The following is a 26086-nucleotide window of genomic DNA, read 5'->3' on the forward strand; positions in this document are numbered from 1 at the left end:
CCAGGGTCTTGGCCACCAGGGCCTCGATCTGCTCGTCCGTGACCTTCCGCGGCGGCCCCGGACGCGGCCTGTCCGTCAGGCCCTCCAGCCGGTCGGCGACGAAGCGGGCCCGCCACTTGCGTACCGTCTCCCGCGAAATGCCCAGGTCATCCGCGACCTGCGCGTTCGACAGACCCTCCGCGCAGGCAAGCACGATCCGAGACCGAAGCACCAGCGACGCAGCAGCGGTCCGCTTCCTCAACCAGCCCTTCAACACCCGGAATTCATCATCGGACAGCACCACCGGCAACGGCTTCGGACCAGGCATCACCCCACCCTACAACCGCCAACGAAACCACGACTCAGGACACTAGTGGCCGGACTACGCCGCATGCTCCAACGCCATCTGCGGCCCTGGAGCTTGCCGCACGTGGTTGACGCCGCTCAGCTCCGTGACCGAGCTCGTCACCAACGTCATCTGCCACGTGGGCATCGGTGCCCCGGCCACGCTCACGGCCTCGATGCGAGACACTCGCCTCCCCCTCGAACTCCACGACCCCGGTGCGGGCTGGTGCCGATCCAAACCAAGCCCACCCCGACGACGAAACCGGCCGCGGCCTGCTCCTCGTCGCCGCCACGGTCGTGGTCTGGGGCGTTGACCTTCGCGACGACGGCAAGACCACCTGGGCGGAACTGGCCACGGAATTCGACTCCCCGACCGCCCACGCCGGCGGCGACCGCGTCACCGCCGCCGAAGCCCTCCTCATCCTCTACCGCCAACACCACCACCGCACTCACCGCCCCAACCCCCTGACCACCGCCCTCCTCGAAGACGCCGCAACCCACCTGATCGCCGCCCTCCTCCGTTGGCTGGAAACCCATGGCTACGACTCGGACACGGCCCCGAGCCACGCAGAAGCGCACCTTGAGCAGCAGATGCTCTTCGCCCCGGGTTGACGTCTGACGCCGGTGACCACCTCGGGGCGGCTGGGGGGCAGCAATCCGCTCAGCTCGGCGGGAGCGGCGCCGACCGACGCATGACACGTCGAACGTCATGTGCAAAACGGAGACGGATGAGGATTCTCTAGGTACACTGGCCCCCAACCACTATCTTGAGACGTGCGCCGAAGCAAAAGCGATGGCGCCCTGAGATGTCATGACCGCAGACCGCAGCGAAGACGACCTTTCGTGGGCATCGTCACCCGCCAATCGGCGAAGCATGCAGGCCAATAAAGGGCGAGATACAGAGCCTGAGCTAGCGCTACGCCGTGCAGTGCACGCTTTGGGGCTTCGCTACAGGGTTTCGGTGCGCCCTCTGCCCAAGGTCAGGCGCACCGCTGATTTGGTTTTTACAAGGGCGCATCTCGCTGTTTTCCTGGATGGCTGCTTTTGGCACGGTTGTCCGGAACATCACACATTGTCGCAAACGAATACGAGGTACTGGGTAGACAAGCTCGAAACCAATCGCCGGCGAGATCGTCAGACGGACGAATGGCTCAACGAGGCAGGTTGGGAAGTGCTCCGTGTGTGGGAGCACGAGAACCCCTACGACGCGGCATTGCGAGTGCGCGAGGCCTACAGGAGGCGACTGGGTGACTCATAGAGTGCAGTCCCGATATCGTGCGTAGTGAGTACTCGTTGAGGACCGCCGGTGCGGCGTTCCGTGATCGGGCGTGAGCTTGACGGACTGAGGTCGGTCTGGAGCGCGACGGTAGATCATCGCAGTCCCCGAAGGGCTGGCGAAAGTGACCGATGAGACGGGCCGTGCGCGGAGGAACCGCCTGCGCGACCGTGGACCGGTCCGCTCGTGGGGGCGGGTGCGGGGCGACAACCCGCCGAGGGGCGTCTGCGTCGATCGGGCGTCAAAACTAGCGCACCACGGTGGCTAGCCACCACACGAACGAGTTAGTCTCTCGGTCGACGAGGGTGAACCCTGGAAGCAGAGCCGCTGCGGTCGTGGCATCTTACTAGACCACCCCGCGGTCTCCTTACAACCTGGAGATTTCGTGCACGACGGCCAGATCGTGGATCTCTTCGCCGGGCCGGGCGGACTGGACGTTGCTGCACGCTGGTTGGATGTACCCGCGATCGGTGTCGAACTGGATGCGAGCGCTTGTGCCACACGTGACGCCGCAGGGCTGGCGACTAAACAGGGTGACGTCAGCTCATTCGGTCCTTCCGATTTTCCGGATGCCACCATCCTTGCGGGCGGGCCCCCTTGCCAGACGTATGCCGTAGCGGGTGCAGGTGCGGGGCGCCGAGCTCTTGCGAAGGTATTGGATTTGGCCGAACTCATGGTCAAGGGTGAGGATGCGCAGGTCGAAACGAAGCTCGCCCGGCTGGCGAAGACGCCAGGTGACAACGGTAGGACGGGATTGGTCCTGCAACCCTTGCGGTGGGCGCTGGAGGCAGTGAAGGCGGACCGCCCTTATGAGGTGATCGTGCTTGAGCAGGTTACGACGGTACTGCCGGTGTGGCAGGCCTTCGGCAGAATCCTCAGACGGGTGGGCTACTCGGCGGTCACGAAGGTGCTGCATGCCGAGGAGTACGGGGTGCCGCAGACCAGGCGTAGGGCTGTCCTGATCGCGCGACTGCAGGGGGATGGCGGAGGAGCCGCGCTTCCGATTGAGACTCACCGCCCGTTTCGGAAGCGCCTCACGGTCGAGGAGATGCACCGGCAGGAATGGGTCGCCATGGGTGACGTGCTCAGCCGTGAGCAGCCGTTCGAGGTCGTGTCCAACTATGGAACCGGGGGAGACCCCAAGGTGCGTGGCAAGCGTCGACATAACGAGCCGGCGTTCACAGTTACAGGCAAGGTCAGCCGCAACCGCGTGGGGCCACCGGGCCTTCCCGATTCGCGGTTCACCAACTCCGAAGCAGGTCAGCTTCAGAGCTTCCCCGACGGCTATCCATGGCGAGGTCATGACGTCTCGCAGCAGATCGGCAACGCGATCCCCCCGGTTCTCGCTGTCCACGTACTCGCCGCGGCCCTCAAGTTGGGGGACGAAGCCCGGGACGCCGCCGTGGAGAAGGCGATCGCCGTCCAAGCCGCGGCGCCCGAGGCGCTGCCGTCGGTCGAGCAGCGTACAACGGGCTCCACAGTCCAAGGCGCGCTGGCCATCTAGACGTCTTCTGAGCGCGTTTCACGTCACGTATATCCTTACTTTTCGCATCACCTGTCGATGTCAGTGAGTAGCGTGGTATCCGTACCTCATCGACACATCGAAACGCGACGTGGCGCACGAAACGATCATGATACTTCAGTGAGGCGTGATGGGCGATCCGAGGACGGAAGCGGCTTGGAAGCAGTTCCAGGCCATGATCGATGGCAGACTGCCCCACGAGGCCACGCAGGCCTTACGTGACCTCTCGGTTCCCGGTGAGCTCATCGAGGAGTTGCTCCGGCGGCACGAGTCCGAGACCACGAAGATCGCCGGCCTTCGGTCGCCGCTCGCCCTGGGGCGTGAGGATATGCCGCGGTGGTACTCGGGGGTGCGCGCGGACGACAAGAACTGGCCGGCCTACGAGAAGCGCCTTCTCCGCTCGCTCGATCCGGAAGAGGTCAAGAAGATCGACGACGCTTCGGACCGCGTCGTTGCCATGCTCGATCACCCGGCGAACTACAGCTTCCGCTCGCGTGGACTCGTTCTCGGCCACGTTCAGTCCGGGAAGACGAGCAACTTCACTGCGGTGATCTGCAAGGCTGCAGACCGCGGATACCGGATGTTCATCATCCTGTCAGGGGTGACCAACTCCCTACGGCGACAGACACAAACGCGGCTGATACGTGACGTCGTGAATCTCAACCCGCCGTTGTGGCACCAGATCACCAAGCCGGAGCATGACTTCGTCCCGCCTGCCAACGCGCAATCCCTGATCGCATCCAGGAGTCAGTGGCTGCTACTGGTCGTCAAAAAGAACGGGCCTGTGCTCCGGAAGCTACGGGACTGGCTCGAGGAGGCTCGTGAGCAGCTTGGGCACTGCCCTACGTTGATCATCGACGACGAGGCGGATCAAGCGACCACGGCGACACGTAAGATCAACCCGCTGATCCGAGACGTCATGGGCCGGCTCCCCAGGGCCTGCTACATCGGATACACGGCGACGCCGTTCGCGAACCTTCTCATCGACCCGTCGGACGATGAGGATTTCTATCCACGAGATTTCATTCTCAGCCTTGAGCGTGGCAAGGACTATCAAGGGCCGGAAACCCTGTTCGGCCGCAACCCGTTGGACGGAGAGGATCCGGCTGACGTCCCGGGCGGACTCGACATGATCAGAACGGTTCCGGTGAACGAACTCGACTGCCTCAGGCCGCCGACCAGAGCCGCTGCTTCGGAGTTCGTTCCATCGGCGACCTTGTCGCTGCGTCGGGCTGTGATGTGGTTCTGGCTCGCCACCGCGACTCGTCACCACCGTGGTCAGAGAGATCAGCATTCTTCTATGCTTGTGCACGCGCATTCCGACACGCGCGTTCACGAGGCCTACCGCCCTGTACTTGAGTCCCTGTGCGCCGAGTTCGACGCCGGACTGCGTGACAATGACCGGACCATCGACGAGTTGCGCGATCTGTGGGAGGAGGAGACGCGACGGGTCCATGCCGGGGAGTGGGGCAAAAACATACCGGCCTTCACCGAAATCCTCGGGTGCTTGCCTCAAATCGTGTCGGATACGAAGATCGTGATGGACCACTACCGGAGCAGCGAACGGCTCGACTACGACTCCGGACCGGTCAACGTCATCGCCGTCGGTGGCAACACCCTTTCCAGAGGCTTGACCTTGGAAGGGTTGGTGGTCAGCTATTTCGTACGTTCCTCCAACATGTACGACACTCTCCTGCAGATGGGACGCTGGTTCGGGTACCGCTCCGGGTATGAGGACCTTCCCCGCATCTACATGCCCGAGGAGACCCGTCAGTGGTTCACCCACCTGGCAACAGTCGAGGCCGAGATGCGGGTCGAGATCGATCGATACCTCATCGAACATCACACGCCCCTTGAACTGGCCGTTCGCATCCGCTGTCACCCGAAGATGCGGGTGACAGCACCGACGAAGTCCAGGAACGCCGTGCGGGCTTCAGCGTCATACGGTGGGCAGCTCGTGGAAACTCGATACTTCCCGTGTGAGCCTAAAGACGCGGTATGGCACGCGGAGAACGAGACTGCGGTGACGAGTCTGCTACGGAGGGCTCACCACGAAGGGCGATTTGACGGTTCGGTGGCCGCCGGACGTGTGTTGTGGCGCGACGTCCCCCTGGAGCACATTCTCGAGTTCATCGATTCCTACAAGTTCCACTCCAAGTCCGTCGACGCGCCACGCGAGTTGATGCGCCAGTACATCGAGAGTCGGAGTAAGAAGGGCGCGCTGACTCGGTGGAACGTCGGTGTCGTGGGCAAGGCGGTCGAGGAGGAGAAGCGTAACGTCGTGCTGCCGAGTGGCGACACAGTGGCCCCGGTGACCCGTACTCGCCTCTCCACCAGCCACCGCGCACCCGTTGCGGACGTTAAGACACTCACAGGTTCTCGTGACGAGGCGTTGGATCTGCGCATCCCTGCAGGTGAGAAGGAGATCAATCGTTCCAAGCTCAAGAAGTGGCGGGTTCAGCAGGAGCCGGAACGCGGCCTCCTCCTGTTGTATCCAATCGACGCGGAGTCGCCCGTGCCTCTGCGTCGGACGGGCGGTGTCGAGACCCCACTGCAGGGCCGCGCACCGCTCGATGCGCCGGGAGAGGTCGTTTGGGGTGCGGCGATGGTCTTCCCGGAGCCGACCGGTGGCAGGGACGTCGCAGTCGAGTACGACTTCGTTCAGGCAGACCTATCAACGGTCTTTCCCGCGGCCGCAGAAGACGACGAGGAAGACGACACCGGTGTGCTCGACCAGGATCAAGATGTCGAAGCGTGACCGCTTCAGGAATTTCTTGAGCAAACCCGATGAAGAGCGAACAACGATGTCGGTCGCTCTCGCTGAAGGCGACTGCACTGCCGCACTTGGAGGACACCCCGCGCTAGTCGCTCGCGGAGCTGCCCTGAACGAGATCGGAGGCGATGTGTGAAGCAACCGGGTTGGTATGCCCAGCCATTTCGGGCGGACGGGGGCATCACCGCTGACGGCCTTCTAGATCAGCTCGGTCGGCCACGTCTTAGCCGTCTCACCATGCTCGTCCGAGAAGCAGCGCAGAACTCCTGGGATGCCCGCCGGCCGGATCGATCCCTCGTCAGCTTCCGGCTCAACCTGGGGACGGTTTCTGCGGGCCATGTGAATGCTTGGCGTTTGCTCTTCGCCGACGGCGGAAAACACGGAGTCGACCGAGACGGGTCTTTCCGTCGGCTCGCACGTGCACGATCGATGCGGTATCTGGCGATCGAAGACCGGGGGACTGTCGGTCTCGGCGGTCCCACACGCTCGGACGCAGGTCCCAGTGAACGAGTTGAATGGTTGCGCTTCATCCTGAACAGCGGAGATCGTGACGGCATTACGGCCGCTGGTCCGCGGGGAGGAACCTTCGGCTACGGCAAGGGCGCGCTCTACCAACTCTCCCGTGCTCACAGCGTCCTCGTGTACACCCGCTTCGAAAATGAGGGCGGGCGACTGGAGTCGAGGTTCATCGGAGTGGGGATTCGCGAAGCGTTCTGGGAGAGTGGGAGACGCTATACAGGACGCCAGTGGTGGGGTATCCCGGAGACAAATCACTGTGAGCCTCTTCGCAACGAACAGGCGGATGCGGTTGCGCACAGCCTCGGCCTGCGAGGTTTTGACGGAGACGAGACTGGAACCACTCTGATCGTAGTAGATCCTGACCTAACCGATCCGACGTTGCCGGTCGCTGATCCCGCCGAGGAGTTGACGGTCGCCGACGCGAGCGGGTACTTGGCCGGCGCCCTTGCGTGGAACCTTTGGCCGATCATGTTGACAGATCGGGTGGTTCGGATGTCGGCGGCCGTAACCGGCAACGGTGTTTCTATATCTGTCCCGTCACCTGAGGAGGATGCCGCTCTGGCATTTTATGCCAGCGCCTTCCGTAAGTCCCTAGAGGGCCCCCGCGAGATGTTGTCCTGCCGAAATCCCCGCAAGGATCTGGGTGTTTTCGCTTTCGAGTACACCTTCGGTACTCTAGTGACGTCACCGGCCGCACGCGAGCTGGGGCTGGACGGCGCGCCCCACCACGTGTGCCTCATACGGGGGCCTGAGCTCGTAACGCGGTATCACGCGGGTCCTGAACGATCCAACCCCGATGCAGGATATGCAGGTGTCTTCAAAGTCGTCCCAGATCTCGATGAGACGTTCGCCCGCGCTGAGCCTCCCACCCATGATGGATGGGAGTTCCAGCAGCTGAAGGGTAAGGAAGCCACCTTCGTTCGAACCGCAGGCAGGCGCCTGCGGGAGCGCTGCGACAGGTTGAGCGGTGCGCAGGCCCGACGAGGGCTGAAAGTAGGTGACTACGTGATGGGTTCGGTGGCCCAGCGCCTGGGGCACCTGCTCGCCGGACCAGGTGGAACAGGTACCGCTGCGCTCGGCTCTCGGTCGTCCTCGGAGTTCGACCGACCGGTCCCCCGCGACGGTAGGGGGGTGACTGAGGGGGAGGAAGCGGTGGGCCGAACAGTGATCACCGGAGAACCCTCCGGTCCGAGCTCAGGTCGGCACACTCGCAGACCCGTCCTCGTATCGACACCAAGGTTCGATGTGTTGGATGGCCGTCCGGTGATGGTCCAGCAGGTATTGGTGCGTGGCCCGGATGTGCTTGAGGGCGTGGTGAAAGTCTTGACGGGTGATGGGCGTGCGGAAGATGTAGCCCCTCGCGGGGCACCGGCTCCCGAGATCCTCGGATGGCGGCTCGCCGGCAGGAGGCTTGTCAGCGGCGCCATCCTCCGTCACACCGGCGGGCCCACCGAAGTGGAGCTGATCGTGTCCGTTGTCGCCGATGTTCTCGTCGAGATCAGTGTCACGAGGCCCGGATGAGTATCCGAGCGTGGCCTTTCCGTCGAACGCAGGACCGCGTCCACGCCGAGCCATGGCGGCTCGGCAGCGACGTCATGGGAGATCTACTGCCTCATGCGCTCCCGAACTGGGACTACGACACCGACGTGACGATGTCGCGTCTCGTCCAGGTCGATCTGAACGGTGTCGTCGAGGACTGCGGTCTTCCTGCGGACGCCCTCCTCTGCCTGAGCGTCCGGTACTGGGCCTCGACGGCCCTGATCCGGCGTACCGCGTTCTATGAACCCTTCCGCGTAAGCGGCGGAAAGGTCGCCATCGAAGTCCTCGCTACCGCCCAGGGGGATGAGCTGGGGGGACGGCTCGTCATCGAAACACTCTTGGAACTTGCTGAGCAGATCCCGCACACGGATCCATTCGTCGCGTGGAGATCAGGATCCATTCTCTGGAGCGATCAGGTTCAAACCCACCTGGAAGGCACGGCTGGCCTGCTCCCCGTCGCACCTGCTTCCTTCCGAGAAGCCGGATTGCCGGAGGGCGCCGCTTGGTACGTGAGTATGGACGGTGGAGATTGGCAGCAAGCAGCCATGGGGAGTCTGCTTATTCTACTCAATACCGACAATATCGCCGTCAGGCAGGCGATTGAAGCGGAGAAGAGCGGGCCAGCTGAGGTCTCGGCGATGTGGGGGCTCTTGGAGGTCGACATCGTCTGTGACTTGGTGGGGAAAGCGCTCGACGACGATGCCTTCGTGGAAATGGAATCCGTCGAAATCGAACGTGAGAAGGAACTAACGATGGCGGGCCTCATACAAGCGCTGATACGAACGTATCTCGCCAGGCCGACCGAAAGCGTGGAAGGCGCGACCTACCGATTGCGTGACGAGCGGCGGCGTGATCCGTCGCGCTTCCGTGCCTACGTTCATGCTGGTATCGGTTTTCCGCGAGAGAGGTGAGTATGAAGGCTCTTTACCCGAGGCTACTGCCGGCGGAAGCCGAGAGGCTTTTCCGCATGTTGCATCGGGTCCCTCTCGGTGCTCACGAGAATATGGCCGCCACACACTCACCGCGGGCGGTATTCGCCGCCACAGGTGGGCAACGTATCTCTCGTGAGGATCTTACTCGTCTGCGCCGATCGATCCTCACCCTCGCCTTGGAGCATGATTACCCGAATACTCCGAGCGTCGCAAAGCGCAATGAGTTCGACCGACGCACGGCCCGAGTGCTTCACGAGCAGAGTGGGATGGTCCCCGGTGAGGCGGCACAACGGCAAGTCTGGGCATTCTTGGCTCTGGTGCTTCTGCCCGACGTCTGCGTGTGGAGGTGGCCCGCCCGTGCGGACGGCCGGTACGTGGCCGACCGCTTCAAAGGGACGGATCTCACTCGCCATGCTTTGGCGCGTCTTTGGACACGTGCATTCGTTCTGTACGATCCGCAACAAGAAGATCCGTATGAATTGCTACAAGTGTTGGGTGAGGCAGACCTCGATCACATCATGAGCCGAAGGGCTGGGCTTGCGGGTTCCCCGGCCCTCGTGCGGGCCCTCGTACGTGCTCATCGTGACGACTCTGCAATCGAGGAGAGTGAATCGTCGCGCGAGATTTTGCGTCAAACACTCATACGTGTTCTGCGTCTGACTGCAATCGTCGACGTCGACGCGGCCTCCGAAAGTGAACTTAGGGCGCTGGTTTGGAGTGTGCGTTCAGATGTCCGGCAAGCATTTAGTGGACTCCGGCAACGTTGACTTGATTCATGCCGGAGAAGGTGTCGATTCGCCTTCAGGTCCCGTTTCAGCGAGTTGCCTCATTCGAGCGTCGTCGGGAGCACGCTGATACAGGATGTCGAAATAATCCCTCCACTGACTCCTCGCGCGCCGGAGTAGTCCGGGCCAGTCCGTAGCGTCCATGTCCTCGGTGCGGAGAGCCTGTATCTTGTCCAGCAAGTCCGCCTGCTTATCGATCTTATCGGCGACGAGGAGTCCTGACACGATCATGAATCGAGAATCGTTGGCCTGGACCACGGTCTTAAGCCTCCTGACATACCGTTCATAGCGATTCAGATGGTCCCAGTCAACCCTGAGTCCAGGACGCATAAGCTCGATGATGAGCAGTTGGTTTCCTGAGGAAAGTGCGAGGTCAACGCGAGCGTTCCACGAATCTCCGTACGCTACGTGGGCCACCTCCTGCGCCAGGCCCTCGATGCTGCGTTCGACCTGGAACGTCTCCCATTTCGGTGAAACGAGCCATGGGTGCTGGGCTATGTAATCCCGCACCTTGAGCTCCAACTCTTGCCGCTTGACCCGTTCTTCCAAGCCCGAGATCAAATTGAGTTGACTCTTGACCCGCTCCGCCGCATGCAGAGCGCTCATGACCTGGGAGTCGGTCAGGATCTGCACCAACCTGTCCGCATCCATCGACTCGGTCTGCGCGAGATCGTCTATCAGGTCCTTGAGGCGACCTCCTTCCCAAGCCGTCAGCATCCCTTCGGCAAGATCGGAGAATTGATCTTGTGTGAGCGAAGGAACTTTTGCGAGGGATTGCAACGCCTTGTCGACAATTCTACGCTCGGGGCGTTCCAGTTGCCCGAGCCGCTGAGAAAAGGGCCGCACACGGCCGCGGATGGCCTCAACTTTTCCTTGAGCTCGTAGATCTTTCCATGTGCGTAGCAACTCCTGGACGCGCTTCTGGCCCCATTCCAGCAGCGGCTTCGATTCTTGGACGTCCCAGTTGACTCGCTGCCTCTCGGTGGAGATCAAATCTCTTACCTGCTCGTCTAGGTAGTCTGCCTCGACCCGGCCCGAGAGGTAGTGGGTGCCCTGTTGGCCGCCAAGCCCACCGGTCAGGTTGAAGAGGAACGGACGCTGAGCCAGCTTATAGTGACTGAAAACCGAAACGCCAGCCAATTCTTCGTCCCCAATCGGCTCCTTGTAGAAGACGAACTTCCAGCGGATCTTATTTCCGTCGGGGAGTTGTTCTACGCCCCAGCCGTTCTCGACGGTCAATCCGGGTGGAGAAATCAGTCCGTGTTCCGTGTAGTCTTGCGGAAAGGAGAACTCGATTTTCTCCACATCGTCGATCTCTGAAATGTGCTTGTCGTTCACCAGAACCGTGAATTGATCGGCTCGTTCCAGGAGGAGGAATCGACGTGCCATGCTGGTTCGGAAACGATCTGGATTCGGCGTCACCTTGAGGCTTAGATCGCTTAGGGTGACGGTCGTGCCGTGGTCCGTGCGGCGATGTTCGTCAGGTGCGTGGTGGGACTCGACGTGAACTTTCAGCGGTTCATTGTCGACGTATCCTTCCCCTTCGTCGATCAACTGCCGTGCGTCGAGCCGGAAGACGGTGCGCTCGCCCGTCTCCTTGCTCGTCGTGTCAATCTCGACAAAACGTGCTATGCCGAAACCGGCGAACTTCCCTATCCCTTTGCGTCCCATCATGGGTCGTCCCGAGGGGGTTGAGCTGGAAGATCGGTCCTTCCGGCGGTCGTAACCGACGTTGAGGAAGCGATCTTGACATTCTCGGAGCGTCATCCCCTCGCCGTCGTCGGAAATGGCGATCACCGCGTCCGGTGCTGAGATCCTTTCTGGTAACGATACGCTCACGAGAGTTGCGTCCGCGTCCCAGGCATTCGAGACCAACTCGGCGATCGCGGCCACCGGTGACTGGTACATGTCTATGCCGAGGTGCTCGATCACCCGGCCCCGAAATCGGATCTCCAACTGCGGAGCATCGGAGGACATTGACCACTCCCCGGGTCTCGACGACGTCTGAGTTCTCAACTTATCGGAACACCGGTGACCAGACTGGGAATCTTGTGTACTGAGATCGCTCGGTTATACCGCTTCCGTCTCAGGAACCGTTCGCCACCGGACCGGCGATCATCTGGAGAGGAAAGCTGCTGTGACGACCGTGAGGGTGCCGGTGGTGAGGAGGGTGCCGAGGGTGGCGAAGAGGTAGTCGGTGCCGGCGCCGTCGTAGCCGGCCATGGCGGCGCGGGTGGGGTTCTTCGGGTCGTAGTGGATGCGGACCGGGGTGCCTGGGCGGAAGTTGAGGATGGTGGTCTTGCCGATGCGGGAGGTGTGTTCGTGGGGCTCGCCTTCGGGGGTGTGCCAGCGGGCCACGGGGTGGTAGAGGGTGCCGCCGTTGTTGCCTGAGCTGGTGGCGAGGCGGACGACCCGGCCCTCGGCGGTGGCGCCGGTGCGGCGCAGGGTGCGGGCGCGGCGGGTGCCCGTGTAGCCGATGGCGAAGAAGACCGCGCCGACGAGCAGCGGGATGAGCGCGAACAGCCAGCCGGTACCCATGTCCGTTTCGACGCCGTCACGCCGCAGCTGGTTGCGGGGGCGTCAAGGGTGGGGGGCCTTCGCCAGGTGGGGGGCGCCCGGGTGCGGGGTGCGCGGGGGTGGGGGCCAGGGGTGGGGGTGGGGTGGGTTGGTGGTGTAGGCGGCTCTGGTGAGGGCGGGTTGGGCTACGGCCTTGTGGGTCCACATCGTGGTGAGCAGGGCTCGTTCGCGTTCCGCGTAGTTCTTGGCCGGGCGGCCGCGGGTGGCCTGGGCGCGGAGCAGGGCCAGGGACGTCGCGGAGCGCTCGTACTCGGCCACCGCGCGGCGGGCGTCGTCGCCGTGGGCGTGGGCCGCGAGGGTGCGGGCTATCTTGCGGGCGCGTAGCGAGGAGAGGGCCACCGGTTCGGCGGGGACCAGCCAGCCGGCGTGGGCGTAGGCGGGCAGGTGGTCCCTTATGGTGCGGAGCTTGCCGCCGCGGGACCAGACCGCCAGCCAGACGAGCAGGCCGAACACCGGGACCATCACGAAGGCGTACGCGCCCAGGAAGGCGTAGCCGTTCATCACCGCCGAGCCGTTCCACAGCCCGTGCATCACGATCGCCAGGAGCAGGCCGCCCACCGGGAGGAGTACGCGGCGTATTCGCTGGTGGGCGTACGTCAGTGCGGCCAGGGCGATGCCTATGCCGGCCATCGCCGTGAACAGCGGGTGCGCGAACGGGGAGAAGACGACGCGGGCCACGAACGTCACGGTCACCGTGGCCAGCGGTCCGGAGTCGCCGAATGCCTGGTCCTCGTCGTACGCCCGGCCCAGATACAGGATGTTCTCGGTGAACGCGAAGCCCGTGGCGATGATCCCCGCCAGCACCAGGCCGTCGACCAGGCCGGAGAAGTAGTGCCTGCGGAAGAGGAACAGCAGCAGGATCGCGGCGGCCTTCGCCGTCTCCTCCACCACCGGCGCCACCACTGCCATGCCCCACAGGTCCGCCTCGCGCGACGACGCCGTGGGCAGGCCGGTGGCGATCCAGCGGGCGGCGAAGGTGTTCGCCAGCATCGCGACGAGCGTCGAGACGAAGGCGCCCCAGGAGAACGCGAAGATGCGGTAGCGCCAGGGGCCGGGCGCCACCCGGTCCAGCCACAGGAAGCCCGCGATCAGCAGCGGCACCGGCAGCAGCGCCAGCCCGCCGCCGACGAGCATCCCGTGCGTGCCGGTCTCCGTCCACACCAGCGCCAGGATCGCCAGGCCCGCCAGCGTCAGCACGGTCGCCACCGCGCCTATGCGTACGCCCCTTCTGCGCCAGAATCTCCGGGGGGCGGGAGCGATAGCGGTGGGTTTCGGCGTTTTCGGGCGTGCATCCTCGTACTCCGGACGCGGCCCGAATCCCTCGGGCTCCCGCGGCCGGGACATGAGCTGAGCGCCGTCGTGCTGCACCCCTCGACCCTAGCCAGTCCCCGCCACCGCGCGCGACGGGCTATTCATCCCGGATGCGACGGAAGAGCAGATCGTTGACGATGTGGCCCTTTCCCAGGCCCTGCCCCTCGAAGCGCGTGCGCGGGCGGAAGTCGGGGCGCGGGGCGTACCCGCCGCCGGGATGGGCGTTCTCGAAGTACGGCGACGCCGTCAGCGTCTCCAGCATCCATTCCGCGTACGGTTCCCAGTCCGTCGCGCAGTGCAGCAGCGCACCCGGCGCCATCCGCGACGCGGCCAGCGCCAGGAACTCCGGCTGGATGAGCCGGCGCTTGTGGTGCCGCTTCTTGGGCCACGGGTCCGGGAAGTAGACCCGCACCCCCGCGAGTGCGGCCGGGGGCAGCATCTCGCGGAGCAGGATGACGGCGTCGCCGTTGCCGATACGTACGTTCGTCAGGCCCCGCTGCTCCATGAGCCGCAGCAGATTGCCCTGGCCGGGGGTGTGGACGTCGACGGCGAGGATGCCGGTGGCGGGGTCGGCCGCGGCCATCTCGGCGGTCGCCTCGCCCATACCGAAGCCGATCTCCAGCACGACCGGGAGGCCGCCGAAGAGGTCGTCGAGATCGAGGAGGTGCTCGCCGTCGATGTCGAAGCCCCACTTCGGCCAGAGACGCTGCAGCGCCTCGCCCTGCGCGAGGGTCACGCGGCTGCGGCGCGGGACGAAGGAGCGGATACGCCGCTCGTAGTGCGGCCCGGCGGGCGCGGGGGCGGGGCCGCCGGGGAACCTGGGCTGGGGACGATCCTGCTGATCGGGGTGGTCGGACACAGTGCCCTTATTTTACTGAGGACGACGGGGGACTATGGGGCGGTCCCGTCCGTCACAGGAGGTCGAGCACCCTGCGGGCGATCTCCCTGCCGATCGGCAGGGACGCCGTCGCCGCCGGGGACGGCGCGTTCAGTACATGGATCGTCCGCGGCCCGGCGGCGAAGCGGAAGTCGTCCACCAGCGTCCCGTCCGGCAGCACCGCCTGCGCCCGCACCCCCGCCGCGGCCGGGCGCAGGTCCTCCTCGTCGACCGCCGGCAGCAGTCGCCGCACCGCCGCCGTGAACGCCCTGCGGGAGAGCGAGCGGCGCAGCTCCCCGGCGCCGTAGCGCCAGTGGCGGCGGGCTATGCGCCAGCTGCCGGGGTACGTGACCGTGGCGGCGGCGTCGCGGGGGCTGAGGCTCGTACGGGAGTAGCCCTCCCGGGCGAGCGCGGGGACGGCGTTGGGGCCGAGGTGGACGGCGTCGTCGATGCCGCGGGTGAGGTGGACGCCGAGGAACGGGAACGCGGGGTCGGGGACGGGATAGACGAGGCCGCGGACGAGGTCGGCGGCGTGCGGGGCCAGTTCGTAGTACTCGCCCCGGAACGGGACGATGCGCAGCTCCGGGCGGTCGCCGGCGAGGCGGGCGATGCGGTCGGAGTGCAGGCCGGCGCAGTTGACGAGGGCGCGGGCGCGGATGACGTCGCCGGCGGCGGTGCGGACGGCGATGCCGGGGCGGGAGGGCCGTCCCGGACGCCGCGCGATCGCCCGCACCTCCGCTCCGTACCGGACCTCCGCGCCCGCGTCCCGCGCCAGCTCCGCCAGCGTCCGCGCCACGGCCCGGAAGTCGCACACCCCCGTCGTCGCTACGTGCAGCGCGGCGAGCCCGCGCACTTGCGGCTCGTACTCCGTGATCTGCGCCGGCCCCAGCTCGCGCACCGGGATGCCGTTCTCGCGCCCGCGCTGCGCGAGCGCGTGCAGGCGCGGCAGCTCGTCCCGCTCCGTGGCCACGACGATCTTGCCGGTGACGGCGTGCGGCAGCCCGTGCTCGGCGCAGAACTTGACCATCTCCGTGGCGCCCTGCACCGCGAACCGCGCCTTCAGCGAGCCCGGCCGGTAGTACAGCCCGCTGTGGATCACGCCGCTGTTGCGCCCGGTCTGGTGCTGCGCCGGGCCGGGCTCCTTCTCCACGACGACGACGCGGATGCCGGGGGCGGCACGGGTGAGCGCGTACGCCGTGGAGAGGCCGACGATGCCGGCTCCGATCACGAGTACGTCGCAGTCGTGGGCCATGTCACCTCCGCCAGGGATCGGACCCATCATCCCCCGGCCGGCCAGGTCGCCGCCAAGGCCCCGGCCCCGGCCCCGGCCCCGGGCCACGAACCCCCGGCCCTCCCGGCCTCGCGGGACCGAGCGGTCCCACAGACCCCACAGACCCCACAGACCCCAGACCCCGCGGGAACCCCAGGAACCATGGGCCCCAGGAACCCCAGGAACCCCGGCATCCCCCTACAGCGGCAGCCGCGGCGGCACCCCGCCCGCCACCGCCCGCTGGCGCGGCGCCGCGTCGCCCGTCCAGACCGACCCCCGCCGCATCATCAGCCGCTGCAGCCACAGCTCCGCCGACACCAGCTCCGCCAGCCCGCCCAGCGGCAGCGCCTCGCCGTCCGCCGCCGCGCGCAGCGCCTTGCGTACCACCCGGCCCTCCACCAGCCCCGCGTCCGCCAGCAGCGGCCGGTGGAAGAGGTCGGCCAGCTCCGCCGAGGCGCGGCGCAGGCCGATCCGCTCCGCCGACGCCGCCGCCGCGGCGGCGCCGGTGGTCGCGCCCCAGCCCGGCGGCAGGCCGCGGATACCCGCGCCGTCGAGCACGGCGCCGAGCACCGCCGCCCGCGCGCCCGGCTGTACGCGCAGCGCCTCGGGCAGCGCGCGGCAGGCCCGTACGACCTGGTTGTCGAGGAAGGGGGCGTGCAACCGCTGGAAGCGGACCTCCGCGGCCTGCTCGAAGACGCGGTAGTCGGCGCCCGACTGCGCCAGCGCGGCGGCGGCGCGGCGCTCGCCGGGGCGGCCGGTGCCGTCGCCGTTCGCCGTGCCCGCGGAGCCCCGCAGCCGTACCGACACCTCGGCCAGCGCCTCGCCCGTCAGCCAGCGCGCCGCGGGCCCCGGCCGGCACCAGCTCAGCGCGGCCAGCGAGGCATCGACCGCACCCCGCGCGCGCCCGCGCTCAGGCGCCCCGCCCAGCCCGCCCGCCGGGTCGTCCAGCAGTGTCTCGGCGCCCTCGGAGATGCCCTCCCAGTACGGCGTACGGGCCAGCCGCCGGGCCGCGCGGTAGACGGTCAGCGGCGCCAGCACCGACCCCTCCGCGCGCGCCAGCGCCGTGACGGGCCGGAACAGCGAGCGCCGCCGGCGGTCCAGCAACAGGTCCGCGAGCCGGGCCGGGTGGGCGTCGAGGACCTCGCGGGCGCCGACGCCCACGAGGTGGTCGGCGCTGCCCGCGGTCAGCCGGCGCCGGTGCCGGGCGGCGGCGACCAGCGAGGGGCCCGGCTCGTCGGTCAGCGGCATGCTCTCCAGGTCCGCGTACGGCAGCGCCTCCTCGCCCGCGGCGACCACCACGTGGTGCAGCCGCGGGTTGGCGGCGATGGTGCGGGCCCGCTCCAGCTCCGCCTCGTCGGCCCGCGCCGTCAGGTCGTTGAACGTCACGGCCACCAGCCGCTCGCCCTGCCCCGGCCCCAGCCCCGGCGGCGTGCCGGGCGCCCCCGGCAGCCCGGCGGCCAGCAGCGCGAGGGTACCGGAGGCGATGCCGCCGGAGAGGTCGGCGCCGATGCCCGGTGCCGGGCCGCGCGCGGCGCGCCGGTCGGCCGGCCCCATGCCCGGTACGGGGCCGGGGTCGAGGCCGCCGTAGCCGGGTTCGGGTGCGTGGCGGGGGGCGGCCAGCCGGGCGCGTACGGACTCCACCAGCGCGTCGCGTACGCCCGCCACCGCCGGTTCGGTGTCCAGCGACGGCGCGGCGACGGCGAGGGAGGCGCGCGGCTCGTAGCCGGTGATCTCCTTCTGGCCCTCGCGGAGGATGAGCGCGTGGCCGGGCGGCACGCGGTGCACGCCGGCGTACGGGGTGCCGTCGCCGAGGGCCTCCGGCACGTCGGGGCAGGCGAGTTGGGCGGCGAGGTGGGGGACGTCCAGCTCGGCCTCGATGAGGTCGGCGAGCGGGAGGGCGGCGGTGGCGTACGCGGTGCCGCCGTCCCAGGCGGTGTGGAAGACGGGGCGGGCGCCGGCGAGGTCGCCGAGGACGGTGGTGCGGCGGCCGACCTGGGCGACGGCGGTGTATCCGCCGGACCAGGCGGTCAGGTGCCGTACGGCGCCGCCGCGGGCGGCAAGCAGGCCGACGCGCAGCTGGTCGTCGCCGGCGCCGCAGACGCCGAAGACCGCGAGCCGGATCAGCGGGGCGACGTCGACGACCCGGATCTCGTCCGGGCGCCAGTCGCCGACCGCCCACAGCGGATCCGGGCCACCCCAGACGAGTTGGGCGCCGACGGGGTGGAGGTCGTAGTCGTCGGCCGTCTGCGCACCGTCGAGGAACGAGGGCGCGGTGGCGGCACTGCTCCACCCCACCAACCACCGCATGCGCGCCTCCTCGTGGGCAACTGGGGACGTATCGGCATATGCCAAGCGAGCCGGGCGAGCCGGGCAAGCCCGGCGATCGGCGTCAACTCCGCCACGCACAGGGCGTACTGCCGTTTCGTCAGGACCAATGCTGCCACGAGAGGGGCGCATGTGAGTGGATGCGGGCGTGCAGGAGTCTGCCTGTCACGGCCGGAAGCGCTTGCGCGGGCCGAGTCGTGGGCTGAGCCGCGGTGTGTGGCGAGGGGCGTGCGGTGTGTGGCGAGGGGTGTGGCGAGGGGCGTACCGAGAGGCGTACCGAAGGGTGTGCCGATCGGTGTTCGAAACCCGGTCCGGGCGCCCGGACTCCGGGGCAACCACCCCGAACGCCCGGATCTACGCCCGTAGCAAGGGGCGTCATTCAGCCATTCTGTACGCGGTCGATCCCGGCCATCGACGGGCCGTCGGGCATGCCTTGTGTGGTCCGGGAAGCGTCCCGCGCTCCCCGGACCGTAGGCCGCCGCCCGCGGGGATGAATGACGGCGGAGTTCCCCAGGCCCGCCGGTTTCCCACGCGCGGCGAGCCGACCCACGGACAACCAGCCTTGCGTGCACCGCCCTTTGCGGGCAGAGCGCACGTACGGCGCACCGCCACACGACCCCGGAGCACGCGCGCTGTAATCCCGCCATCCGGAAACAATCCCCTTAACGGTCGGGATCCGGCGAACTACGCTGGGTGCATATGCGACCCGGCCGGATCCCCACCTGCCGGACGGGAGCCGTCGGTGGTCGAGGGGTGTGCATGTCCAGGACGCCACGCGGGCCGAACGAGAAGCTGGGCCACATGCTCGCGCTCGCCGGGATCAGCAACGCCGGACTCGCCCGCCGGGTCAACGACCTCGGCGCGCAGCGAGGCATGACCCTTCGGTACGACAAGACGTCCGTCGCCCGCTGGGTGACGAAGGGGATGGTGCCGCAGGGCGCCGCGCCCCACCTGATCGCCACCGCCATCGCCGGCAAGCTCGGCCGCCCCGTGCCGCTGCACGAGATAGGGCTCGCCGACACCGACCCGGCCCCCGAAGTCGGCCTCGCCTTCCCGCGCGACGTGGGCGAGGCGGTGCGCACGGCCACCGAGCTGTACCGGCTCGACCTCGCCGGGCGGCGCGCCGGCAGCGGCGGCATCTGGCAGAGCCTCGCCGGCTCCTTCGCCGTCAGCGCGTACGCGACGCCCGCCTCCCGCTGGCTGATCACGCCGGCCGACGGCTCGGTCGCCCGCGGTCTCGACGGCGTCGACGCGCTGCACGCGCCCGCCGCCGACGACGCCACCGGGCCGCGCCGGGTGGGGCACAGCGACGTCGCGAAGCTGCGTGACGCGGCGGAGGAGGCGCGGCGCTGGGACTCCAAGTACGGGGGCGGCGACTGGCGGGCGTCGATGGTGCCGGAGTGCCTGCGCGTGGACGCGACGCCGCTGCTGCTCGGTGCGTACACCGACGAGGTGGGGCGCTCGCTGTTCGGCGCGACCGCCGAACTGACGCGGCTCGCCGGCTGGATGGCCTTCGACACGGGACAGCAGGAGGCGGCCCAGCGGTACTACATCCAGGCGCTGCGGCTCGCGCGGGCGGCGGCGGACGTGCCGCTCGGGGGGTACGTACTGGCGTCGATGTCGCTGCAGGCGACGTACCGCGGCTTCGCCGACGAGGGCGTGGACCTCGCCCAGGCCGCGATCGAGCGCAACAGGGGGTTGGCGACGGCGCGCACGATGAGCTTCTTCCACCTCGTCGAGGCGCGGGCGCACGCCCGCGCACAGGACGAGGCGTCGTGCGGGACCGCCCTGGCGGCGGCGGAGAGCTGGCTGGAGCGGGCGCGCGCGGGCGACCCGGACCCGGCCTGGCTCGACTTCTACGCCTACGACCGGCTGGCCGCCGACGCCGCCGAGTGCTACCGCGACCTGCGGGTGCCGCGGCAGGTGCGGCGGTTCACGGAGCAGGCGCTGGCGCGGCCGACGGAGGAGTTCGTGCGCTCGCACGGGCTGCGGCTCATCGTGGCGGCGGTCGCGGAGCTGGAGTCGGGGAACCTGGACGCGGCGTGCGCGCAGGGGACGCGGGCGGTGGAGGTCGCGGGGCGGATCTCGTCGGCGCGGACGACGGAGTACGTGAAGGACCTGCTGGCGCGGCTGGAGCCGTACGGGGACGAGCCGATGGTCGCGGAGTTGCGGGAGCGGGCCCGGCCGCTGCTGGTGGCACCGGCGTAGGCCTCGCCGGCCGGGCCCTACCGGGCGAACGGGCGGTTGCGCGGTGTACGGGGTTGCCGTGGGCCATACACATGGGCGTACGCAGGGGGCGGCCGTGGGCCGTACGCATGGGGCGTAGGCCGTGCGCGCTGGGCCGTGAGCGCTGAGCGCTGGGCGGTGCGCGCTGGGCCGTGGGCGCGGGCCATGGGCGCTGGGTCGTGCGCGCCTGGCAGCGGGCTGTACGGGTGGGGCGGTGGGTGTGTTTACGCGCCTGGCAATGGGTTGTACGCGTGGGGCGGTGAGCCCTTACGCGCCCGGCAGCCGGCCGTACGCCCCCGGCGCCGCCCGGGTTCTAGCGATCCCCGCAACACCCCTGGAGTCAGGGAGTTGCGGGGACCCCGAGAATCCGCCGAGGGCCCGCGGGGCGACGGCACCTGAGATGACGGCACCTGGGGTGACGATCCCTGGGATGACGGCAGGCCGCCGGCCGCGCCGCTGTCCGTGGCACGCTCGCGATCGTCCCGATCGTCAACTGCCATGCCGCAAGCTCCCGTTAGACGCTCATCCCGCCCGTCATCGGGTGAGCGTGCCACAACGGGCCCGGCGTGCCGCCCGCGTTGACGGCCAACCACCCGTTGGGAGGTTGTCGCGCATACGAAGCGCCAGGAGTCACGCTTACGGGGTGGATGTCCGTAGCGCTTGTCGAGACGGCCGGTGCGCGAGCCCGCGGGCGACCCCGGTGACGGCCCCGGCGGAAGGCACCCTGACGAGCGACCCCGTCAACGCACACCGCCGTCGACGGAGGCACCCGTCAAGGGGAATTACCGCCGGAGCCCAACGGAAGCCCAACCGAAGACCAACGAAAGCCCAACCGGAGCCCGGAGCCCTGTCGGAGCCAGGACGTGTCCCGACAGGCGACCGGCCGGCTCACTCCTCCGCGTGCGGCCGCAGCCCGTCCAGCAGGATGTCCAGCAACCGCGCCGACGCCACCGCCTGCTGCGCCGGGTCCGGCAGGGACGGCGCCGCGGTGGCTATCACCAGCAGCACGTCCGACACCGACACGTCCGCGCGCAGCGACCCCGCGTCCCGGGCGCGCGCGACCAGCTGCCCGACCACGTCGAGCAGCGCCGCCGCGTCCGTACCGCCGACGCTCCCGCCGTCCGTGCCCACGCCCGCGCCCTCCGGCGCGCCGGCGCCCGCGGCCGAGCCCGGCCCGCCGTGCGCGTTCGCGTGCGGGCCGACCTGCGCCGCCGTGCCGTCCGGCGAGGGCCGCTGCTGCGGCACCCGCGGCGCCTCCTCGCCGCCCTCCGGCGCCTTCGCCGTCACGCCGAGCACCTGCGGCGGCAGCAGCCGCCCGGCGCCCGAGTCGACGGAGGCGCGGAGGAACCGGGCCAGGGCGGCCCACGGCTCGTCCTCCTGCTGCAGCGCCGCCCGCGCCTGCTCGGTCAGCCGCGCGGTCTCCGCCTGGGCGATGCGCTTGACCAGCACCTCTTTGCTCGGGAAGCGGCGGTACACGGTGCCGACGCCGACCCTGGCGCGGCGGGCGACGTCCTCCATCGGGGCGCCGTAGCCCAGCTCGCCGAAGACCTCGCGCGCGGCACGCAGGACGTGCTCCAGATTGCGCTGCGCGTCGACCCGCAGCGCCGACCGGCCGTTCGGTGACAGATCGCCCGAAGTGCCCGGTCCCGTCATGTTTGCTGACAGACGACTGCTCTGACTCTGAACCTGCATCTCTGTATCCCCCGGTTATGACAGTCTCCCCCCGGAGACTCCCCACCCTGCTTACCGGAGCGCATCTGGTCGGGCCACTCCGGCTCGTACGAACATAGTTCAGCAGAAGTCAAGAGAGAAGGGGCTGTGGATAAGGATCGGCCGCGGGTCGGACACCTCGGGCGCCGGAAATCCTTCCCCCGCCTGTGGACAAAAGCCCGAACGCGCTGCGTCATGGGTGTTCCGAGTGTTCCGAGGTTGCCGTCGGCGGCCTCCCCCAAGTTCTCGCCGCCGCCGACGGCGCGCGCCGAGGCCGGGCCCCAGGCGGGACCCCAGGCAGGAGGTTGCCCATGACGGATCCGACGCGCGTGCTCGTCGTCGGCGGTGGCAACGTCGGGATGGCCGCGGCGCTGCGGCTGCAGAAGCACCTCGACAAGCAGCTCAAGCGCGGCGCGGCGCAGATCACGGTGGTCGCCCCCGACCCGTATATGACCTACCAGCCCTTCCTCGCCGAGGCCGCGGCCGGCTCCGTCCAGCCGCGCCACGTCGTGGTGCCGCTGCGCCGCGTGCTGTCCCGCTGCCGCGTGGTCGCCGGCCGGGTGACGTCCGTCGACCACCCCAAGCGCACCGCCCGCGTCGCGACGCTCGCCACCGAGGAGACCGGCGAGCCACCCCTGGAGATGGCGTACGACCAGCTCGTGCTGGTGCCCGGGTCCGTGTCGCGGGTGCTGCCGGTGCCCGGGCTCGCCGAGCACGGCATCGGCTTCACCTCGATCGAGGAGGCCATCGGCCTGCGCAACCACGTCCTCGAACAGCTCGACATCGCCTCCTCCACCCGCGACGCCGCCGTCCGCGAGGCCGCTCTCACGTTCGTCTTCGTGGGGGGCGGCTACGCCGGCGTGGAAGCACTCGCCGAACTCGAAGACATGGCGCGTTACGCCACCCGCTACCACCCCGGCGTACGCCCCGAGGACATGCGCTGGATCCTCGTCGAGGCCAGCGACCGCATCCTCCCCGAGGTCGGCGAGCGGCTCGGCGAGTACGCCGTACGCAGGCTGCGCGAACGCGGCATCGACGTACGCCTGGAGACCCGCCTGTCAAGCTGTACGGACCGCGTCGCCCAACTCAGCGACGGCGCCCGCTTCCCCACTCGCACCCTCGTGTGGACCGCCGGCGTCCGCCCCCACCCCGTCCTCGGCGCCACCGGCCTGCCGCTGAACGAACGCGGCCGCCTGCTGTGCACCGCCGACCTCCGCGTCCGGGGCGAGGACGCCGTCTGGTCCGCCGGCGACGCCGCCGCCGTACCGGACCTCACCGCGGCCGAACCCGGCGCCCTCTGCGCCCCCAACGCCCAGCACGCCGTCCGCCAGGCCCGCGTCCTCGCCGACAACCTGGCCGCCGCGCTGCGCGGCGCACCGCCGCGCGACTACCGGCACCGCTACGCCGGCTCCGTCGCCTCCCTCGGCCTCCACAAGGGCATCGCCTATGTGTACGGCCACCGGCTGAAGGGCTACCCTGCCTGGCTCATGCACCGTGCGTACCACCTCGGCAAGCTCCCCACCGTGGGCCGCAAGGCCCACGTGCTCGCCGAGTGGACGCTCGCCGGGCTGTTCAAGAGGGAGATCGTCGCCCTCGGCTCGCTTGAGCACCCCCGGGCGGAATTCGAGCTCGCCACCCGGTCGGGTCGCGGCCCTGACGGCGACTGAGCCGGGGCATGTGACGATGGACGGGCACGAAACGGCACGGAGTGAAACGAACGACGAACGAGTGGACCTGGGACTGGCACGCTTGAACTTCACGCGCTGGAGCCCCCGGCTCCCCGGATCCCCGCGCCGCACCGCCGCCGCGCGGGGGTTCCGCGGTGCCGTCCCCTCCGCCCGGCGGCAAGGCCGCCGCGCCGCGGCGGAACCGCCCCCCGGCGTCGACCCGGACGGCGACCCGGGCGGTACGGCGGACACCGAGACAGGCACCGAGACGGGCGGCAGGACGGGTGGTAGGACGGGCCGCGAATCGGGCCCGGAACACGACACCGAGCAGGGCGTCGACCCCGGCATCGAGCTGCCCGTCAGCGCCACCCTCGGCCGGCTGCCCGCCCCCGTCGCCGTCGTTCACGGCCCGGAGCACCGCATCGCCTACGTCAACAACGCGTACGCCGCCGTCTTCGGCGCCCGCTCCCCGGGCGCGCCCGCCCGCGACGCCCTCCCCGAGCTGGCCGAGCTGGGGCTGCTGCCGCTGATGGACCAGGTGCTGCGCAGCGGCACCCCGCGCACCGTCAAGGCCCGCCGCGCCCCCGACGCCCGCTCGTACACGTTCACCTGCAGCCCCATCGACGTCGGCGAGAGCGGCGGCGTGCTCGTCTCCGCCGCCGACGTCACCGACCAGGTGGAGGCGGCGGAGCGGCTGCGCGCCGGCGAGCGGATGCAGCGCAAGGCGGCGGTGGCGCTGCAGCGCAGCCTGCTGCCGGAGAAGCTGGAGCACCCGGACGACCTGCGGGTCGCCGCCAAGTACCAGCCCGGCGGCACCGACGCCGCCGTCGGCGGCGACTGGTACGACGTCATCACCCTCGGCGCCGGCCGCACGGCGATGGTCATCGGCGACGTCATGGGCCGCGGCGTCCGCGCCGCCGCCGTCATGGGCCAGCTGCGCACCGCCGTACGGGCGTACGCGCGCCTGGACCTCCCGCCGCACGAGGTGCTGCAGCTCCTCGACGGCCTCGCCGCCGAGATCGACCCGAACCAGATCGCCACCTGCGCGTACGCCGTCCACGACCCGCACGAGGGCCGCCTGGTGCACGCCTCCGCCGGCCACCTGCCGATCCTCATCCGCGACGCGGACGGCACTGTGCGCCGCGTCGACGAGCCCACCGGCCCGCCGCTCGGCACCGGCGGCTGGGTGCACACCTCCGCCGAGCTGCCCTTCCCGCCCGGCTCAACCGCCGTCCTCTACACCGACGGCCTCATCGAACGCCGCGGCCAGGACATCGACGAGGGCGTCACCGCGCTCGCCACCGCCTTCGCCGGCGCCACCGGCGCCCCCGGCGTCGTCTGCGACCGGCTCATCCGCTCCCTCGGCGTCACCGCGGAGCACGACGACGACGTGGCCGTGCTGGTGCTGGAGCACCCGCTACGCGACAACGGCGAAGCCGAGCTGTTCCGCGGCGCGGCGCTGGACCTCCTCGGCGGCGTCGAGGCGGCCCCGCGCGCCCGCGCCTTCGCGGACGGCGTCCTGGCGAGCTGGCGCTTCCCGGCGGAGCTGCGCGAGTTGGGCGTGCTGGCGGCCAGCGAGCTGGTCGCCAACTCCCTGCAGCACGGCTCCCCGCCGATGCGGCTGCGGCTGCGACGTACGGACCGGAGGTTGATCGTCGAGGTCACCGACGGCGACGACCGACTGCCCCGCCGCCGCCAGGCGGCACCCGGCGACGAGAACGGCCGGGGCATCTCCATCGTCGCCACGATCGCCACCAGCTGGGGCTCACGCCGCACGCTGGGCGGCGGCAAGGCGGTGTGGTGCGAGTTCGCCCTGCCGTGCGACGAAGGCGGCTGAGCCCACCCGCACGTTCAGACACAGAACGGCCGAAAACCACCCACAACGTGCGCGAGTGCCCTTGATCGCACTTGACATGGGGCAAGCCGCTCCGTAGTGTTCTTCGGGTTGCCACGGGGCCGGTGAGGTTCCGCAGTGCGACGGTGGCCGTCCCGGAGGGGCGGCTCGTGCCATCTACTTGAGTGTGATCGACTCCCTTTCGTCGGGGTGGATTCGGCGTGTCCGTTTCTTTTCGGCGGGCGGTTGGATTTTGCGCCGCGGGGACAATCCGCTACGGTTATGGCTTACCGAAGGGAAACGCCCGGAGAAGCCTGGTGAGGGTTTTGATGGAAGTGTCCGTTCTTTGAGAACTCAACAGTGTGCCAAGTAGTCGATGCCAAGTGTTTGATGTAGTGACACAGCAGTAGCGAGGCAGACTCGTTTCTGTAGTGCTGCAGATCATTGTATGCATTTACGGAGAGTTTGATCCTGGCTCAGGACGAACGCTGGCGGCGTGCTTAACACATGCAAGTCGAACGATGATCCGGTTTCGGCCGGTGATTAGTGGCGAACGGGTGAGTAACACGTGGGCAATCTGCCCTGCACTCTGGGACAAGCCCTGGAAACGGGGTCTAAT

The 26086-nt window shown here is 68.7% G+C and carries 18 protein-coding genes and 1 rRNA gene; 11 read left to right on the top strand and 8 right to left on the bottom strand.

Annotated features, from left to right (window positions below):
- Positions 1 to 307 (bottom strand): helix-turn-helix domain-containing protein (locus tag T328_RS35260; protein ID WP_496500354.1); only part of this gene is annotated, 307 nt, incomplete at its 3' end.
- A gap of 233 nt (positions 308 to 540) precedes the next feature.
- Here T328_RS35260 and T328_RS35265 point away from each other — a divergent pair.
- The 7 genes from T328_RS35265 to T328_RS35295 all read left to right on the top strand — a co-directional run bounded on the left by T328_RS35265 (position 541) and on the right by T328_RS35295 (position 9652).
- Complete coding sequence (locus T328_RS35265; RefSeq protein ID WP_496500355.1) at positions 541 to 936, top strand: ATP-binding protein; 396 nt, start codon at positions 541 to 543, stop codon at positions 934 to 936.
- Positions 937 to 1135: 199 nt separating this feature from the next.
- Positions 1136 to 1582 carry a very short patch repair endonuclease gene (locus tag T328_RS35270; protein ID WP_496500356.1) on the top strand — a complete coding sequence of 149 codons (447 nt, stop codon included), beginning with the start codon at positions 1136 to 1138 and terminating at the stop codon, positions 1580 to 1582.
- Between the two features lie 403 nt (positions 1583 to 1985).
- Positions 1986 to 3104, top strand: coding sequence for a DNA cytosine methyltransferase (locus T328_RS35275; RefSeq protein ID WP_496500357.1), 1119 nt, complete (start codon positions 1986 to 1988; stop codon positions 3102 to 3104).
- 148 nt (positions 3105 to 3252) lie between these two features.
- On the top strand, positions 3253 to 5880 hold the full coding sequence (locus tag T328_RS35280) for a Z1 domain-containing protein (protein ID WP_496500358.1): 2628 nt from the start codon (positions 3253 to 3255) through the stop codon (positions 5878 to 5880).
- A 369-nt stretch (positions 5881 to 6249) separates the two neighbouring features.
- Positions 6250 to 7935: a hypothetical protein gene (locus T328_RS35285; protein WP_496500359.1), complete on the top strand. Its 1686-nt coding sequence runs from the start codon at positions 6250 to 6252 to the stop codon at positions 7933 to 7935.
- Positions 7936 to 8060: 125 nt separating this feature from the next.
- Positions 8061 to 8864, top strand: a complete 804-nt coding sequence (locus T328_RS35290; RefSeq protein ID WP_496500360.1) for a hypothetical protein — start codon at positions 8061 to 8063, stop codon at positions 8862 to 8864.
- A 2-nt stretch (positions 8865 to 8866) separates the two neighbouring features.
- Positions 8867 to 9652 (top strand): DUF6339 family protein, encoded by a 786-nt coding sequence (locus T328_RS35295; protein ID WP_496500361.1) that lies wholly within the window; start codon positions 8867 to 8869, stop codon positions 9650 to 9652.
- A 6-nt stretch (positions 9653 to 9658) separates the two neighbouring features.
- Here the strand turns inward: T328_RS35295 and T328_RS35300 are convergent, their stop codons facing one another.
- The 6 genes from T328_RS35300 to T328_RS35325 all read right to left on the bottom strand — a co-directional run bounded on the left by T328_RS35300 (position 9659) and on the right by T328_RS35325 (position 18012).
- The gene (locus T328_RS35300; protein ID WP_496500362.1) at positions 9659 to 11647 is read right to left on the bottom strand and encodes an ATP-binding protein; all 1989 of its coding nucleotides are present in this window, start codon (positions 11645 to 11647) and stop codon (positions 9659 to 9661) included.
- 138 nt (positions 11648 to 11785) lie between these two features.
- Positions 11786 to 12208: a DUF3592 domain-containing protein gene (locus T328_RS35305; RefSeq protein WP_496500363.1), complete on the bottom strand. Its 423-nt coding sequence runs from the start codon at positions 12206 to 12208 to the stop codon at positions 11786 to 11788.
- A 42-nt stretch (positions 12209 to 12250) separates the two neighbouring features.
- Complete coding sequence (locus tag T328_RS35310; protein ID WP_496500371.1) at positions 12251 to 13591, bottom strand: PrsW family intramembrane metalloprotease; 1341 nt, start codon at positions 13589 to 13591, stop codon at positions 12251 to 12253.
- A gap of 64 nt (positions 13592 to 13655) precedes the next feature.
- A complete protein-coding gene (trmB, locus tag T328_RS35315) occupies positions 13656 to 14417 on the bottom strand; it encodes a tRNA (guanosine(46)-N7)-methyltransferase TrmB (RefSeq protein ID WP_496500364.1) in 762 nt (253 codons plus the stop codon).
- Positions 14418 to 14469: 52 nt separating this feature from the next.
- A complete protein-coding gene (gene lhgO, locus T328_RS35320) occupies positions 14470 to 15687 on the bottom strand; it encodes an L-2-hydroxyglutarate oxidase (RefSeq protein ID WP_496500365.1) in 1218 nt (405 codons plus the stop codon).
- A gap of 216 nt (positions 15688 to 15903) precedes the next feature.
- Entirely contained in the window at positions 15904 to 18012 is a 2109-nt protein-coding gene (locus T328_RS35325; RefSeq protein WP_496500366.1) for an asparagine synthase-related protein, read from the bottom strand.
- Positions 18013 to 18789: 777 nt separating this feature from the next.
- Between T328_RS35325 and T328_RS35330 the strand changes: the two genes are divergently transcribed.
- On the top strand, positions 18790 to 20238 hold the full coding sequence (locus T328_RS35330) for an NsdA family TPR-like regulatory protein (RefSeq protein WP_496500367.1): 1449 nt from the start codon (positions 18790 to 18792) through the stop codon (positions 20236 to 20238).
- 906 nt (positions 20239 to 21144) lie between these two features.
- Here T328_RS35330 and T328_RS35335 read toward each other — a convergent pair.
- A complete protein-coding gene (locus tag T328_RS35335; protein WP_496500368.1) occupies positions 21145 to 21909 on the bottom strand; it encodes a TetR/AcrR family transcriptional regulator in 765 nt (254 codons plus the stop codon).
- Between the two features lie 368 nt (positions 21910 to 22277).
- Here T328_RS35335 and T328_RS35340 point away from each other — a divergent pair, with 368 nt between their 5' ends.
- The 3 genes from T328_RS35340 to T328_RS35350 form a co-directional block, all read left to right on the top strand.
- The gene (locus tag T328_RS35340) at positions 22278 to 23633 is read left to right on the top strand and encodes an NAD(P)/FAD-dependent oxidoreductase (RefSeq protein ID WP_496500369.1); all 1356 of its coding nucleotides are present in this window, start codon (positions 22278 to 22280) and stop codon (positions 23631 to 23633) included.
- Between the two features lie 82 nt (positions 23634 to 23715).
- On the top strand, positions 23716 to 25470 hold the full coding sequence (locus T328_RS35345) for an ATP-binding SpoIIE family protein phosphatase (RefSeq protein ID WP_496500370.1): 1755 nt from the start codon (positions 23716 to 23718) through the stop codon (positions 25468 to 25470).
- A 450-nt stretch (positions 25471 to 25920) separates the two neighbouring features.
- Positions 25921 to 26086: ribosomal RNA gene (locus T328_RS35350) — 16S ribosomal RNA — on the top strand; the annotation flags it as partial.

It is taken from the genome of Streptomyces sp. CNX435 (assembly GCF_059570575.1).